This window comes from Streptomyces sp. NPDC028331, from assembly GCF_055565775.1.
Window position 1 is genome coordinate 261,021 of the sequence record NZ_JBVHTR010000001.1, and the last position, 12,582, is coordinate 273,602.

Below are 12,582 nucleotides of genomic sequence, written 5' to 3' on the forward strand. Positions count from 1 at the left end.
CAGGGTAGCCGTCACAGTTTCCGCAGGCTCAGCCGCTGCACCTTGTGGTCCGGGCCCTTGCGCAGCACCAGGGTGGCGCGGCCGCGGGTGGGGGCGATGTTCTCCACCAGATTGGGCTTGTTGACGGTGCGCCACATCGTGCGGGCGTAGTCGAGGGCCTCCTCCTCGGAGACCTGGGTGTACTTGCGGAAGTACGACGAGGGGTCCTGGAAGGCGGTGTCGCGCAGCTTGCGGAACCGGTTGAGGTACCACTGCTCGACGTCCTCGGTGCGCGCGTCGACGTACACGCTGAAGTCGAAGTAGTCCGCGAGGCCGACCCGGGTGCGGCCGTCCTTGCCGGGCAGGGCGGGCTGGAGGACGTTCAGGCCCTCGACGATCAGGATGTCCGGACGGCGCACGGTGAGCTTCCGGCCGGGGACGATGTCGTAGATGAGGTGGGAGTAGACGGGAGCGGTCACCTCGTCCTTGCCGGCCTTGATGTCGGCGACGAAACGGGTGAGCGCGCGGCGGTCGTACGACTCGGGGAACCCCTTGCGCGCCATCAGGCCCCGCGCCTGCAACTCCCGCGTGGGCAGCAGGAATCCGTCCGTCGTCACCCGCTCGACCCGCGGGTGCTCCGGCCAGCGGGACAGCAGGGCCTGGAGGAGACGGGCCACGGTGGACTTCCCGACGGCGACGGAGCCGGCGACGCCTATCACGAAGGGGGTGCCGGACTGGGACCCCTGCTCGCCGAGAAAGGTGTTCAGCGCCCCCCTGAGCCCGTCCGTGGCCTTCACGTACAGGTTGAGCAGCCGGGAGAGCGGCAGATAGATGTCCCGCACCTCGTCGAGGTCGATGACGTCACCCAGACCGCGCAGCTTCTCCACCTCCTCGGCGGTCAGCGGCAGCGGCGTCTTGTCGCGCAGCGCACTCCACTCGGCACGGGTGAGGTCGACGTAGGGAGTCGCCTCCGGCCTGGGCCGGTGGGCGCTCCGGGGCATCGAGGAGACCGGAGAGATCACAGTCCATTGTTAACGGAGTTTGAACGGGGTGGGGGGTGGGGTGCGTCACTCCGGGGAGCGGGCTCGTCAGGCGTTCGTACCCCGGTGGGAATTTCCGATTTCGGGCACGCGGGGGCGGGTATCGGCGGCCGTCGGACCGTAGGCTGCGGATCATGTGCGGAATCGTGGGTTACGTGGGATCGCAGTCGGCGCTCGAGGTCGTCATGGCCGGGCTGAAGCGGCTGGAGTACCGGGGCTACGACTCGGCGGGTGTCGCCGTGCTCGCGGACGGCGGGCTGGCCGCCGCGAAGAAGGCCGGGAAGCTGGTCAACCTGGAGAAGGAGCTGGTCGACCGGCCGCTGCCGACCGGCACCACCGGAATCGGGCACACCCGGTGGGCCACCCACGGCGCGCCGAACGACCGCAACGCGCACCCGCACCTGGACAACGCGGGCCGCGTCGCCGTCGTCCACAACGGGATCATCGAGAACTTCGCGCTGCTGCGCGCCGAGCTGGAGGAGCGGGGCCACACCCTCGCCTCCGAGACGGACACCGAGGTCGTCGCCCATCTGCTCGCCGAGGAGTTCTCCGTGACCACCGACCTGGCGGAGGCCATGCGGCTGGTGTGCCGGCGGCTGGAGGGCGCGTTCACCCTGGTCGCCGTGCACGCCGACGAGCCCGACGTGGTCGTGGGCGCCCGGCGCAACTCGCCGCTGGTCGTCGGCGTCGGCGAGGGCGAGGCCTTCCTCGCCTCCGACGTCGCCGCGTTCATCGCCCACACCCGCTCCGCCATCGAGCTGGGCCAGGACCAGGTGGTCGAGCTGCGCCGCGACGGCGTGACGGTCACCGGCTTCGACGGGCGGCCCGCCGACGTGCACTCGTACCACGTCGACTGGGACGCCTCGGCCGCCGAGAAGGGCGGCTACGACTACTTCATGCTCAAGGAGATCGCCGAGCAGCCCAAGGCGGTCGCCGACACGCTCCTCGGCCGCATCGACGCCTCGGGCTCGCTGCGCCTGGACGAACTGCGGATCTCGCCGGCCGAACTGCGCGAGGTCGACAAGGTGGTGATCGTGGCCTGCGGGACCGCCTTCCACGCCGGGCTGATCGCCAAGTACGCCATCGAGCACTGGACGCGGATCCCCTGCGAGGTCGAACTGGCCAGCGAGTTCCGCTACCGCGACCCCATCCTCGACCCCCGCACGCTCGTCATCGCCATCTCCCAGTCCGGCGAGACCATGGACACGCTGATGGCCCTGCGGCACGCGCGCGAGCAGGGCTCCAAGGTGCTGGCCATCTGCAACACCAACGGTTCGACGATCCCGAGGGAGTCGGACGCGGTCCTGTACACGCACGCGGGACCGGAAGTCGCGGTGGCGTCCACGAAGGCGTTCCTGACGCAGCTCGTGGCCTGCTACCTGGTGGCCTTGTACCTGGGCCAGGTGCGCGGCACCAAGTGGGGCGACGAGATCCAGGACGTCATCCGCGACCTGTCGAGGATCTCCGACGAGGTCGAGCGGGTCCTGGAGACCATGGAGCCGGTGCGCCGGCTGGCGCGCTCCCTCGCCGGCAAGAACACGGTGCTGTTCCTGGGGCGGCACGTCGGCTATCCGGTCGCCCTGGAAGGCGCGCTCAAGCTCAAGGAACTGGCGTACATGCACGCCGAGGGCTTCGCCGCGGGGGAGCTGAAGCACGGGCCGATCGCGCTGGTCGAGCAGGACCTGCCGGTGGTCGTGGTGGTGCCCTCGCCGCGGGGCCGGTCGGTCCTGCACGACAAGATCGTCTCCAACATCCAGGAGATCCGGGCGCGGGGTGCCCGCACGATCGTGATCGCGGAGGAGGGCGACGAGGCGGTCGTCCCGTACGCCGACCACCTGATCAGCATCCCGGTGACGCCCACCCTGCTCCAGCCGCTGGTCGCGACGGTGCCGTTGCAGGTCTTCGCGTGCGAGCTGGCCACGGCCCGGGGCAACGAGGTGGACCAGCCGCGGAACCTGGCGAAGTCGGTGACGGTGGAGTAGATCGCGTGGGGCGCCACCCCGGACCCGGGTGCCGGACCGGGGTGGCAGGGCCCCTGGTCAGCCGCGGGCGAGCCGCGCGCGGCGGTAGGCCCGGTGGGTGTAGCGGATCAGCACCGCGGCCGGCAGGACCGCGCGGGCGAGGATGCTCCACGCCGGATGTGCCTCGTCGGACAGGCGGACGACGGCGAACAGCAGCCCCAGCCCGAACAGCACGTCCAGCGCCACCATGAGGACCAGGCCGACGGGCCACCGCCGCAGCGCCGCCTTCCTGCCGCCACCGGCCCGGGCCGTCGGCACGGTGGTCTCCCGGGTCTCCCGCCTGCGCGGCTGCGGGATCTGCTCCGGTTCACGGGCCGGCAGCGGGACGACCGCGGCGGCGGGGACGGCCGCGTCCAGCACGGCGATCCGTTCGGCCGTGACGCCCTCGAACAAGGTCGGCTCGACGGCCACGCGGAAGCCGTCGAGGCCGGTCAGGACGCGGCCTCCGTCGGGGCGGGCGGTCATCGCGGCGCACGCGTCGTACCGCACCGTGACCGGGCCGCCGGGCAGCAGCAGGCTCACCCCCTCGGCGCCGATGACCAGCGTGACGCCGTCGTCCTCCAGCGACGGGTGCCGGCTACCGGTGAGCGCGGACGACGAGAACTGGGGGGCGGGCTCGAAGCCCGCCCAGTCGGCGCCCCGGGTGGGCACCTGGAGCAGCCCGCCGTCCCACGCCTCACGTGCGACCTCGCGCAGGTCCGCGACCGTGACCGCCCGCAACTCGGCCATGTGCTGCTCGGGGGAGAGGATCCGGTGGCCGAGCAGCAGACTGAGCGCGTACGACGGCAGCAGCGCGGCACCGAGGTCGGGGGTGTCGTACCGCTTGAGCATCTTGCCGCGCACGGAGTCCAGTTCGGCCTGTTCGATGCGGCCCGCGCGCAGCCGGGCGAACGCGTCGACGAACCCGCCGACCACCGCAGCCTGCTTCCTGGGCAACGCGTCGGCGTACGCGGTGAGGGTGGCGAAGTCGGCGTCGCGCGGTGTGTAGTCGGCCTCCGCCGTGTAGGAGTAGCCGCCCTCCTGGCGCAGGTCCCGGAAGAGGGCACGGCCCAGGACGTCGGCGAACACGGCGGCCGCGGTGGAGCGGCGCAGTACGGCGTTGAAGACGACGTGGCCGTCGTCGCCGCGGATGTAGGCGGGCGTGACGGGCAGCGCGCTGGACGCGGCCGGTGCCGGGATGCGGCTGCCGGTGGGCAGGGTGAGGTCCAGGCCGTCCGGTACCCGGTCGCTGGTGATCCACAGCACGGCGTTGTCCCGGGTGAAGCGGGTCTCGGCCCAGTTCCGTACCTGGTCGGCCGTCAGTCCCCAGGTGCCCAGTTCCTCGTAGCTGGACAGACCGTAGCCCTGGGCTCCGTAACGCCACAGCGGCATCTGGGAGTTGACGCCGTGTGCGTGGCCCGCGGCCTCCGTGCGGAGGATCTCCTTCTCCGTTTCCAGACGGTCCAGCGGCAGGTCGCGCAGGGCCGCGCAGACGTCGTTGAGGTACGAGACGACCTCGTCCTCGCCGCCGGTGACGTGGAAGAGGGTGTACGCGTTCGCCGTGGCGCCGTTGTAGTGGCCGTCGGACATGCCCAGGCGGTGCAGCGCGAGGTGTTCGACCAGGTGGGTGACGCCGGACGTGGCCAGGGTCTCGTCGGCGCGGCCCACGCGGAAGAAGAGTCCGGCGGTGATGTCGCCGGGACGCGGGGCGTGCAGGACGGGGATGCCCTGGACGGTGGTGTGGGCGACCAGGCCGTCGAGGGCGGCGAGGCCGGTGAGGTCCGCGGAGTCGGGTCTCATGGTCGCGTCGTGCGTGGTCATCTGTCGGTCTCCCCCTCAGAGCGTCGCCAGCGCGGCCGTGCGGTACTTCGCGAACCGGTTCTTCCAGTCGGCCAGGTACTGCCACGAGGACTTGGCGGCCGTGTTGCCCAGGGCGGCGAAGTGGGGGGCGGCGTCCTCGAGGTGGCCGCCGAGCGAGAAGGCCAGGGCGAAGGTGCTGTGCCCGGCGATCCAGTGCCAGCCCGGCCGGTAGTCCGGGTGCAGCACGGACACCCGGGCGGCGTGACGCAGGTCGTCGCGGACGGGCAGGCCGCGCATGTAGGCCGTCGCCTCGCTCCCGTCCAGCTCCAGCCAGTGCTCGATGTGGGCCTCGGCCACCAGGATCCCCGCGTGCGCGCCGTCGGGCGCCGCGCTCGCGCACTCCTGGGCGAAGCCGTGCGCGGCCTCCCAGGAACCGCCCCACTTCGGGCAGAGCTGTTGCAGCAACTGCGCCTGCGCGCGGAAGTGGTGCGGATGGTGGGCCGACAACCGGTCGTAGCGGCGCCGGGCCTCGGACTGCCCCAGCTCCAGACCGCGGGCGGTCAGCAGCCGGGCGCTCCAGGCGGGCGCGTACGCGGGCTGCTCCGCGCACACCTCGATCAGCAACTGCTCGGCCTTGCGCAGCCAGGCGTGGAACTGGTCGAACTGGTCCCGCGAGACGTGCTTGGCGCGGGCGCCGCTGCGGATGTCCCAGCCGATGCGGATGTACCGCTCGGCGAGCAGGGTGGCCGGCAGCGGGTCGCCGGGCAGGGCCGCGGCGGCCTCCTCCAGGTACCCCTCGGTCCCGTCGATGTCGGCGAGGGCACCGACGGCGAAGGAGACCTTGTCGACGGAGTCGAGCCCGGCGAAGAAGGCCTGGGTGGCCGCCCAGTCACCGGCACGTGCGGCGGTGCGCAGCGGGGCGAGTTCGGGCAGTGCGTCGAACGGATCGGTCACCGGCTCCGACGCCGTACTGGTACTGCTCATGCGTCCGCCCCCCGTGGCGTTTTCGAAATGCAGTCGACTGCCCGGCGCGCCGGCTGTTCCCCCAGGGCGCACGATCGAGCCTGCGCAGGCTAGCAGGGAGCTGTGAGGCGAGGGGACTCGGTTTTGAGGGCGTCGACGAAGGCGGTGAAGGCGGCGGTGGGGAAGGAGAGGGGGGCTCGGGCGGGGGTTTTGGAGTCGCGAGTTCTGCCTCCGAGTCGATGAACGCGGTGCCGCCGGCAGCCGCTGGCCAGAGGTGGCAGTCGGGGCAAGGTGGTGTGGTGTGAGCTGACCGCGGCCGCCTGAACGATTTTCCGCCACTCGCAAGAGTGAACGACTCCTGATTGCCAGGACAGTCCGTCCTTAGATCCGCCTAGGTTGCGCACATGGTCACATCAGCTCACGAGGGTATGCACCGCATCTTTCAGGAGCGGCCCGAGGTCCTGACTCCGGTGTTCGGGGTGCTGGGCGTCCCGTTATCCGCAAAGGCGACCGTGGACGCCGTCACCACGGACGTGACGGAGGCCCGGCCGCTGGAGCGGCGCGTGGACACCGTGCTGCGTGTCGGCCCGTCCGACGGTGAGGACTTCCTGCTCGCCATCGAGTCGCAGTCGGGAAAGGACGAGAACAAGGCGTCGAGTTGGGCCTATTACATCGCTTTCCTCCAGGCTAAGTACCGCCTGCCCGTCCTGCTCATCGTGGTCTGCCAGGATCGGGCAACGGCCAAGTGGGCTAGGCCCCTTCGGCTGCGGCACGCGCGGCTGGACGGCTCAGCGGACGTATCCGCTCGTCGCCGGGCCCGACAACCTGCCAGTGATCACCGACGTCAGGACTGCGGCGAAGAACCCCGCACTGGCGGTGCTCTCCGCACTGGCACACGCCCGCAGCGCCGACTGTGAGGCCATACTGAGAGCCATCACAGCCGCCCTCGAACAGATCCGGGAAACCGACCCCGACACTGCCGACTACTTCTTCGACTTCCTGGAAATCAGCCTAGGGAACTCCCCAGCCGGACAGAAACTGAAGGAAATCATGTCGTTCGTCAGCTACTTCCCCGGCCGGGGGACGGTCCGCGAGACCGCCTACCTGGAAGGCAAGGCAGAAGGTGAGGCCAAGGGAATCCTGTCCGTGCTGGAGGTGCGTGGCGTCCCCGTGCCGGAGAGTGTGCGGGAACGCATCACCACCTGCACTGATCTGGACCGCATGGACGCCTGGCTGAAGCGCTCCCGCACGGTGGAGCGGGCGGAGGATCTGTTCGCCGAGGACCCGGAGGTCCCGGGGACCGGTTCTGAACAGCTCTGAGCGTTGCCCACCAGCAGCAAGGTCAACCTGCACCGTGATCGCTCCGCAGGACGGGGCGCTGGTCCCACCGTGGGTGATCCCGCGGAAGACGCCGCGCTCCTGTCGCCCTCACAGCCGATGGTGATGACACGCGCCCAGGGTGGCGGGGCAACCGGAACGTAGTCGGGGCTGTCCTCGTCCACGGCACGGGCGGGGCGGGGGGCGAGGCCGACGACGGTGCGGCAGGGTGGCTGCGCGGAAAGCCACGGCGTCTGGCAGTCCGTCAAATCGTCTGCGCGATGTGATGTGCCATCAGCGCTCACCCTGCGCGCACGATTCCCCCAATCCGTACGAGGAGAAGTTCTTCATCCCGAGCAGCGTAAGCACAGCGGTGCACGCCGTGCCCCCCGGTTTCCGGACTCCCGGTGTGGTCGGCAACGTGCCGACGCGGTCCGGCGTGGAGGGGCCGGAGGGGCTCATATGTCATATTGCGGACATATCCCCGACGGGAGGCGTGTCATGAAGTTCGCAGTCATCGGTGGTACCGGCCTGATCGGGTCACAGGTCGTCAGGGACCTGAACGCCGCCGGGCACGAGGCGGTACCGCACTCGCACTCCACCGGAGTCGACGTCATCAGCGGCCAGGGACTGGACGGGGCGGTGGACGGGGCCGACGTCGTCGTCAACCTGACGAACTCGCCGACCTTCGACGAAGCCTCGCTGGCCTTCTTCCAGACTTCCATGGACAACCTTCTGGCCGCGGCCCGCAAGGGCGGCGTCGGCCACTTCGTCATCCTCTCGATCGTCGGTGTGGACCAGGTGCCGGAGCTGGACTACTACCGGGCCAAGGCGCTCCAGGAGAAGATCCTCGCGGCCGGGTCGATCCCCTACTCGATCGTCCGGGCGACGCAGTTCATGGAGTTCATGGACGCCGTCATGTCCTGGACCGCGGAGGGCGACACCGTCCGGCTGCCCGCCACGCCCATCCAGCCGATCGCCTCGAAGGACGTGGCCGCGGCGGTGGCCGAGGTGGCGGCGGGCGCCCCGCTGAACGGCATTCACAACGTCGCCGGCCCCGAGATCTTCAACCTCGACGAGCTGGGCCGGATCACCCTGTCCAGCAAGGGCGACCACCGCACCGTCGTCACCGACCCCACCGCCGGCATGTTCGCCGCCGTCAAGGGCGACGTCCTGACCGACAGGCAGGCCCACCTCGCCCCCACCCGCTACGCCGACTGGCTTTCCCGGCCGCGTACTTGAGCAAGGTAGGGATCAGGCAAAGGAAGCTGACTACTCGCCATGTGACGAGAATTCAGAAATACGCGACGGGAAGGAATGCAAAGAAAGGCAGGTTCGGGTACGCACCCCATTCGGTGTGCGCGCCCGAACCTGCCGGGAGCGAGGCTCAGTGCCGGAAGGCGTCCTTGGCCTTCTCCTTGGCCTCGCGGGCGTCGCCGCGCGCCTGCTCCATGCGGCCCTCGGCCTCCATGCGCTCGTTGCCGACGGTGCGGCCTGCGGCCTCCTTGACCTTGCCCTTGGCCTGCTCAGTCTTGGCCTGTGCCTTCTGGTTCTCAGCCATGGGTGTCACATCCCTACGTCGTCACGGCGTTCGGTGACGTTCGGATTGCCCGCGTCGTAACGCCTAAACGTCACGGTAATCGGCCATGCTGCCACGAGGATTCGCGGCGAGCCGATCAGAATTCCACCGAAAGCCCTGAATAAACCCGAGTTCTTGGATGCGTGCCGAGCCGTCGGCGGGGAACCCGTTCGACCGGAGGTTGATGAAACATGGTTCCCTTGCTTCTGGTTCTTCTTCTGGCCCTGGTCCTTTTCGGTGCGGGCTTCGCCCTGAAGGCGCTGTGGTGGCTCGCCGTCATCGTGCTGGCGGTGTGGCTGCTGGGCTTCGTCGTCCGCCCGGCGAGCGGCGGTCGACGGGGTCGCTGGTACCGCTGGTAGCGACGCGTCTCGACGTGCGCACACGTAGGGCCCCGGCCGTGTCCGGGGCCCTACGTGCGCCCGCCGACGGACCCCGCCGTGTAATCGGTCGTGTATTGGGTCGTCATATACGGGTGGAAAAGGTGAAAACGGGCGTACCTCCCCGCTGTCAGGGCATCCGTGGCCCGTCGGGCGCCGGTGCGCCAACCGGAACCAGCGGCCTCCTACCCGGCGCCCGGCCTTCGGGCCGTCGCCCGACGAAGGGCCGTCGCCGACGAAGGGCCGTCGCGCGCAGCCCCTTCGTCACGCGGCGAGGGGGCGGTCGGGGCCGCATAGGGTTTCCGCATGAGCATCATCGGAGTCGGTATCGACGTGGCCGAGATCGACCGCTTCCGGGCCGCGCTGGAGCGTACCCCCGGGCTGGCCGAACGGGTCTTCCTGGAGCGGGAGTTGCTGCTGCCGGGCGGGGAGCGGCGCGGTATCGCCTCGCTGGCCGCGCGGTTCGCCGCGAAGGAGGCGGTGGCCAAGGCGCTGGGCGCGCCGGGCGGGCTGCACTGGACGGACGCCGAGGTCTACGTCGAGGACAGCGGTCAGCCCCGGCTGCGCGTGACCGGCACGGTCGCGGCCCGCGCCGCCGAACTCGGCGTGCAGTTCTGGCACGTGTCGCTCAGCCATGACGCGGGTGTCGCGTCGGCGGTGGTCGTCGCCGAGGGGTAGCGGGGGACACCGGCCTGTGAACGGGCCGGGCGACCCCGCGCCCTCCGTCATGGTCCGAGCGCGGTGGGGGAGACTCGGCGGTATGCGTACTGCGTACAGCGTGGAGACGGTGAGGACGGCCGAGCGTGCGCTCATGGCCCGGCTTCCGGAGGGTGCGCTCATGCAGCGCGCCGCCGCCGGACTGGCCGCGGCCTGCGCCCAGTTGCTGGGGCGGGTGTACGGCGGCCGGGTGGTGCTGCTGGTCGGCAGCGGGGACAACGGCGGGGACGCCCTCTACGCCGGGGCGCGGCTCGCCCGGCGCGGGGCCGGGGTGACGGCGGTGCTGCTGACGCCCGAGCGGACCCACCAGGGCGGGCTCGCGGCCCTGAGGCGGGCGGGCGGCACGGTCGCGGAGGCGTCGGGCGCCGCCGAGGAGGCGATCCGGGGCGCCGACCTCGTCGTCGACGGGATCGTCGGGATCGGCGGCAAGGGCGGGCTCCGGCCCGACGCCGCACGGCTCGCCGCGCTCGCCGGCGCCTCGCGCGCGGTCGTCGTCGCCGTGGACCTGCCGAGCGGTGTCGAGGCCGACAGCGGGCAGGTGCGGGGGGACGCCGTACGGGCGGACCTCACCGTGACCTTCGGTACGCACAAGCCGGCGCTGCTCGTCGATCCGGCACGGGAGTACGCCGGTTCCGTACGGCTCGTCCGCATCGGGCTCGAACTGCCCGAGCAGCCCGAGCTGGAGGCGTTGCAGCACGCCGACGTGGCCGCGCTGCTGCCGGTGCCGCAGGCCGAGAGCGACAAGTACCGGCGGGGCGTCGTCGGCATCGCCGCCGGGTCGGCGCGCTATCCGGGTGCGGCCGTGCTCGCCGTCGCGGGTGCGCTGCGCGGCGGGGCCGGGGCGGTGCGGTACGTGGGGCCCGCCGGGAACGCGGTGATCGCCCGCTTCCCGGAGACGCTGGTCTCCGACCGGGGGCCCGCCAAGGCCGGACGCGTACAGGCCTGGGTGGTCGGCCCCGGCGCGGGCGACGACGTGGCGACCGTGGCCGAGGTGCTGGAGGCGGACGTACCCGTCCTCGTCGACGCGGACGGGCTCAGGCTGGCCGACCGGGACACCGTACGGGCGCGCACGGCGCCGACGCTGATGACCCCGCACGCGGGCGAGGCCGCCGCACTGCTCGGCGTGGCGCGCGAGGAGGTCGAGGGCGCGCGGCTCGCGGCGGTCCGGGAGCTGGCGTCCCGCTACCGGGCGACCGTCCTGCTCAAGGGCTCGACCACGCTGGTGGCGGACCCCGACGGCGGCCCGGTACGGGTCAACGCCACCGGCACGCCCTGGCTGGCGACCGCGGGGAGCGGCGACGTGCTGTCCGGCCTGTCCGGCTCGCTTCTCGCGGCCGGGCTCCCGGCCCGGGACGCGGCGAGCGTGGCGGCGTACCTGCACGGCCTGGCCGGCCGTTACGCCGCGGACGGCGCGCCGGCGGGGGCGCACGACGTGGCTGCGGCGATTCCCGAGGCCTGGCGGGACGTGCGGGGCTGAACGGGCGGGCGAACGAGCGGGCCGGGTGGGCGACCGCGGACGGCGTCGGCCGCCGGAGCTACCCGCCGGTACCGGCATCCCCGTGCCGTCCGGCCCCTCTGAGACACTGGGGCGCGATGGAACGTATCGAGACAGCACCCCTGCGCGCCCGCGCCGAGATCGATCTGGCGGCCCTGCGGGCCAACGTGCGTGCCCTGCGCGCCCTCGCGCCCGGCGCGGCCCTGATGGCCGTCGTGAAGTCGGACGCGTACGGCCACGGGGCCGTGCCGTGCGCCCGCGCGGCCCTCGAAGCCGGTGCCGAGTGGCTCGGCACGGCCACGCCCGAGGAGGCGCTCGCGCTGCGCGAGGCAGGACTGCCGGGCCGCGTCCTGTGCTGGCTGTGGACCCCCGGCGGCCCCTGGCAGCGCGCCGTCGAGGCCGACATCGACGTGTCCGTCAGCGGACTGTGGGCCCTGGACGAGGTGCGCGCGGCGGCCGCCGCCGCGGGCGTGCCCGCCCGCGTCCACCTCAAGGCCGACACCGGCCTCGGCCGCAACGGCTGCCAGCCCGGCGACTGGCCGGAACTCGTCGCCGAGGCCCTGCGCGCCCAGGCCGACGGCCTCGTCACCGTCGTCGGCCTGTGGTCCCACTTCGCCTGCGCCGACGAACCGGGCCACCCCTCCGTCCAGGCTCAACTGGCCCGGTTCCGCGAGATGGTGGCGTACGCCGAGCAGCAGGGCGTGCGCCCCGAGGTGCGGCACATCGCCAACTCGCCCGCCACGCTGACCCTGCCCGAGGCCCACTTCGACCTCGTGCGCACCGGGATCGCGATGTACGGCATCTCACCCAGCCCCGACCTCGGCACCCCCGCCGACCTCGGACTGCGCCCGGTGATGACGCTGAAGGCGTCGCTCGCGCTGGTCAAGGAGGTCCCCGGCGGCCACGGCGTCAGTTACGGCCATCTGTACACCACCCCCGGCGCCACCACCCTCGGCCTGGTCCCGGTCGGCTACGCGGACGGCATCCCGCGCCACGCCTCCGGTACGGGACCGGTGCTGGTCGACGGCAAGCTGCGCACCGTCGCGGGCCGGATCGCCATGGACCAGTTCGTCGTGGACCTGGGCGGCGACCAGCCCCCGCCCGGCACCGAGGCGGTCCTGTTCGGCCCCGGCGACCACGGCGAACCCACCGCCGAGGACTGGGCGCAGGCGGCCGGAACCATCGCTTACGAAATCGTGACCCGGATCGGAACCCGCGTTCCGCGCGTCTACGTAAAGGTGAACGCGGAACAAGATGGGTAATCCACTCGGGTGAGCCGGGGCAGACGTACGGCTGAACGGGCGGGGACCCCGGC

General features: G+C 71.8%; 13 protein-coding genes and 1 pseudogene. 8 read left to right on the forward strand and 6 right to left on the reverse strand.

Annotated elements, in window-relative coordinates; translation table 11 throughout:
* Positions 1-11 precede the first annotated feature (11 nt).
* A complete protein-coding gene (gene coaA, locus ACZ4SW_RS01305; protein ID WP_468236288.1) occupies positions 12-980 on the reverse strand; it encodes a type I pantothenate kinase in 969 nt (322 codons plus the stop codon).
* Positions 981-1,153: 173 nt separating this feature from the next.
* Between coaA and glmS the strand changes: the two genes are divergently transcribed.
* Complete coding sequence (gene glmS, locus ACZ4SW_RS01310; RefSeq protein WP_468236291.1) at positions 1,154-3,001, forward strand: glutamine--fructose-6-phosphate transaminase (isomerizing); 1,848 nt, start codon at positions 1,154-1,156, stop codon at positions 2,999-3,001.
* A gap of 57 nt (positions 3,002-3,058) precedes the next feature.
* On the opposite strand, the gene ACZ4SW_RS01315 is transcribed toward glmS, so the two are convergent.
* The 3 genes from ACZ4SW_RS01315 to ACZ4SW_RS01325 all read right to left on the reverse strand — a co-directional run bounded on the left by ACZ4SW_RS01315 (position 3,059) and on the right by ACZ4SW_RS01325 (position 6,186).
* Positions 3,059-4,840 carry a M16 family metallopeptidase gene (locus ACZ4SW_RS01315; RefSeq protein WP_468236293.1) on the reverse strand — a complete coding sequence of 594 codons (1,782 nt, stop codon included), beginning with the start codon at positions 4,838-4,840 and terminating at the stop codon, positions 3,059-3,061.
* Between the two features lie 15 nt (positions 4,841-4,855).
* Positions 4,856-5,803: a hypothetical protein gene (locus tag ACZ4SW_RS01320; protein WP_468236296.1), complete on the reverse strand. Its 948-nt coding sequence runs from the start codon at positions 5,801-5,803 to the stop codon at positions 4,856-4,858.
* A gap of 89 nt (positions 5,804-5,892) precedes the next feature.
* Positions 5,893-6,186: a DUF397 domain-containing protein gene (locus ACZ4SW_RS01325; protein ID WP_468236298.1), complete on the reverse strand. Its 294-nt coding sequence runs from the start codon at positions 6,184-6,186 to the stop codon at positions 5,893-5,895.
* Here ACZ4SW_RS01325 and ACZ4SW_RS01330 point away from each other — a divergent pair, their 5' ends adjacent.
* Complete coding sequence (locus ACZ4SW_RS01330; RefSeq protein ID WP_468236301.1) at positions 6,187-6,699, forward strand: hypothetical protein; 513 nt, start codon at positions 6,187-6,189, stop codon at positions 6,697-6,699.
* Positions 6,614-7,102, forward strand: a complete 489-nt coding sequence (locus tag ACZ4SW_RS01335; RefSeq protein ID WP_468236711.1) for a hypothetical protein — start codon at positions 6,614-6,616, stop codon at positions 7,100-7,102. The genes ACZ4SW_RS01330 and ACZ4SW_RS01335 overlap by 86 nt, the downstream gene beginning before the upstream one ends.
* A 113-nt stretch (positions 7,103-7,215) precedes the next feature.
* Here ACZ4SW_RS01335 and ACZ4SW_RS01340 read toward each other — a convergent pair.
* A pseudogene (locus tag ACZ4SW_RS01340) lies at positions 7,216-7,368 on the reverse strand (DUF2201 family putative metallopeptidase); the annotation flags it as partial.
* Positions 7,369-7,600: 232 nt separating this feature from the next.
* On the opposite strand from ACZ4SW_RS01340, the gene ACZ4SW_RS01345 reads away from it, so the two are divergent.
* Positions 7,601-8,341, forward strand: coding sequence for an SDR family oxidoreductase (locus ACZ4SW_RS01345; protein WP_468236304.1), 741 nt, complete (start codon positions 7,601-7,603; stop codon positions 8,339-8,341).
* 145 nt (positions 8,342-8,486) lie between these two features.
* Here ACZ4SW_RS01345 and ACZ4SW_RS01350 read toward each other — a convergent pair whose 3' ends face one another.
* On the reverse strand, positions 8,487-8,660 hold the full coding sequence (locus ACZ4SW_RS01350; RefSeq protein ID WP_468236307.1) for a CsbD family protein: 174 nt from the start codon (positions 8,658-8,660) through the stop codon (positions 8,487-8,489).
* 209 nt (positions 8,661-8,869) lie between these two features.
* On the opposite strand from ACZ4SW_RS01350, the gene ACZ4SW_RS01355 reads away from it, so the two are divergent.
* From ACZ4SW_RS01355 to alr, 4 genes are all read left to right on the forward strand, one after another.
* Complete coding sequence (locus ACZ4SW_RS01355) at positions 8,870-9,037, forward strand: hydrophobic protein (RefSeq protein ID WP_200418852.1); 168 nt, start codon at positions 8,870-8,872, stop codon at positions 9,035-9,037.
* Between the two features lie 324 nt (positions 9,038-9,361).
* Positions 9,362-9,733, forward strand: a complete 372-nt coding sequence (locus ACZ4SW_RS01360; RefSeq protein ID WP_468236310.1) for a holo-ACP synthase — start codon at positions 9,362-9,364, stop codon at positions 9,731-9,733.
* An 82-nt stretch (positions 9,734-9,815) separates the two neighbouring features.
* The gene (locus ACZ4SW_RS01365; RefSeq protein ID WP_468236312.1) at positions 9,816-11,249 is read left to right on the forward strand and encodes an NAD(P)H-hydrate dehydratase; all 1,434 of its coding nucleotides are present in this window, start codon (positions 9,816-9,818) and stop codon (positions 11,247-11,249) included.
* Positions 11,250-11,365: 116 nt separating this feature from the next.
* Positions 11,366-12,529, forward strand: coding sequence for an alanine racemase (gene alr, locus ACZ4SW_RS01370; protein ID WP_468236315.1), 1,164 nt, complete (start codon positions 11,366-11,368; stop codon positions 12,527-12,529).
* Positions 12,530-12,582 lie beyond the last annotated feature (53 nt).

Bases quoted from the DNA above. Each gene is read 5' to 3' on its own strand.
- ACZ4SW_RS01315 (WP_468236293.1), bottom strand. From the start codon at position 4,840: ATGACCACGCACGACGCGACCATGAGACCCGACTCCGCGGACCTCACC.
- ACZ4SW_RS01320 (WP_468236296.1), bottom strand. From the start codon at position 5,803: ATGAGCAGTACCAGTACGGCGTCGGAGCCGGTGACCGATCCGTTCGAC.
- ACZ4SW_RS01330 (WP_468236301.1), top strand. From the start codon at position 6,187: ATGGTCACATCAGCTCACGAGGGTATGCACCGCATCTTTCAGGAGCGG.
- ACZ4SW_RS01345 (WP_468236304.1), top strand. From the start codon at position 7,601: ATGAAGTTCGCAGTCATCGGTGGTACCGGCCTGATCGGGTCACAGGTC.
- coaA (WP_468236288.1), bottom strand. From the start codon at position 980: ATGCCCCGGAGCGCCCACCGGCCCAGGCCGGAGGCGACTCCCTACGTC.
- ACZ4SW_RS01355 (WP_200418852.1), top strand. From the start codon at position 8,870: ATGGTTCCCTTGCTTCTGGTTCTTCTTCTGGCCCTGGTCCTTTTCGGT.
- ACZ4SW_RS01350 (WP_468236307.1), bottom strand. From the start codon at position 8,660: ATGGCTGAGAACCAGAAGGCACAGGCCAAGACTGAGCAGGCCAAGGGC.
- ACZ4SW_RS01360 (WP_468236310.1), top strand. From the start codon at position 9,362: ATGAGCATCATCGGAGTCGGTATCGACGTGGCCGAGATCGACCGCTTC.
- alr (WP_468236315.1), top strand. From the start codon at position 11,366: ATGGAACGTATCGAGACAGCACCCCTGCGCGCCCGCGCCGAGATCGAT.
- glmS (WP_468236291.1), top strand. From the start codon at position 1,154: ATGTGCGGAATCGTGGGTTACGTGGGATCGCAGTCGGCGCTCGAGGTC.
- ACZ4SW_RS01365 (WP_468236312.1), top strand. From the start codon at position 9,816: ATGCGTACTGCGTACAGCGTGGAGACGGTGAGGACGGCCGAGCGTGCG.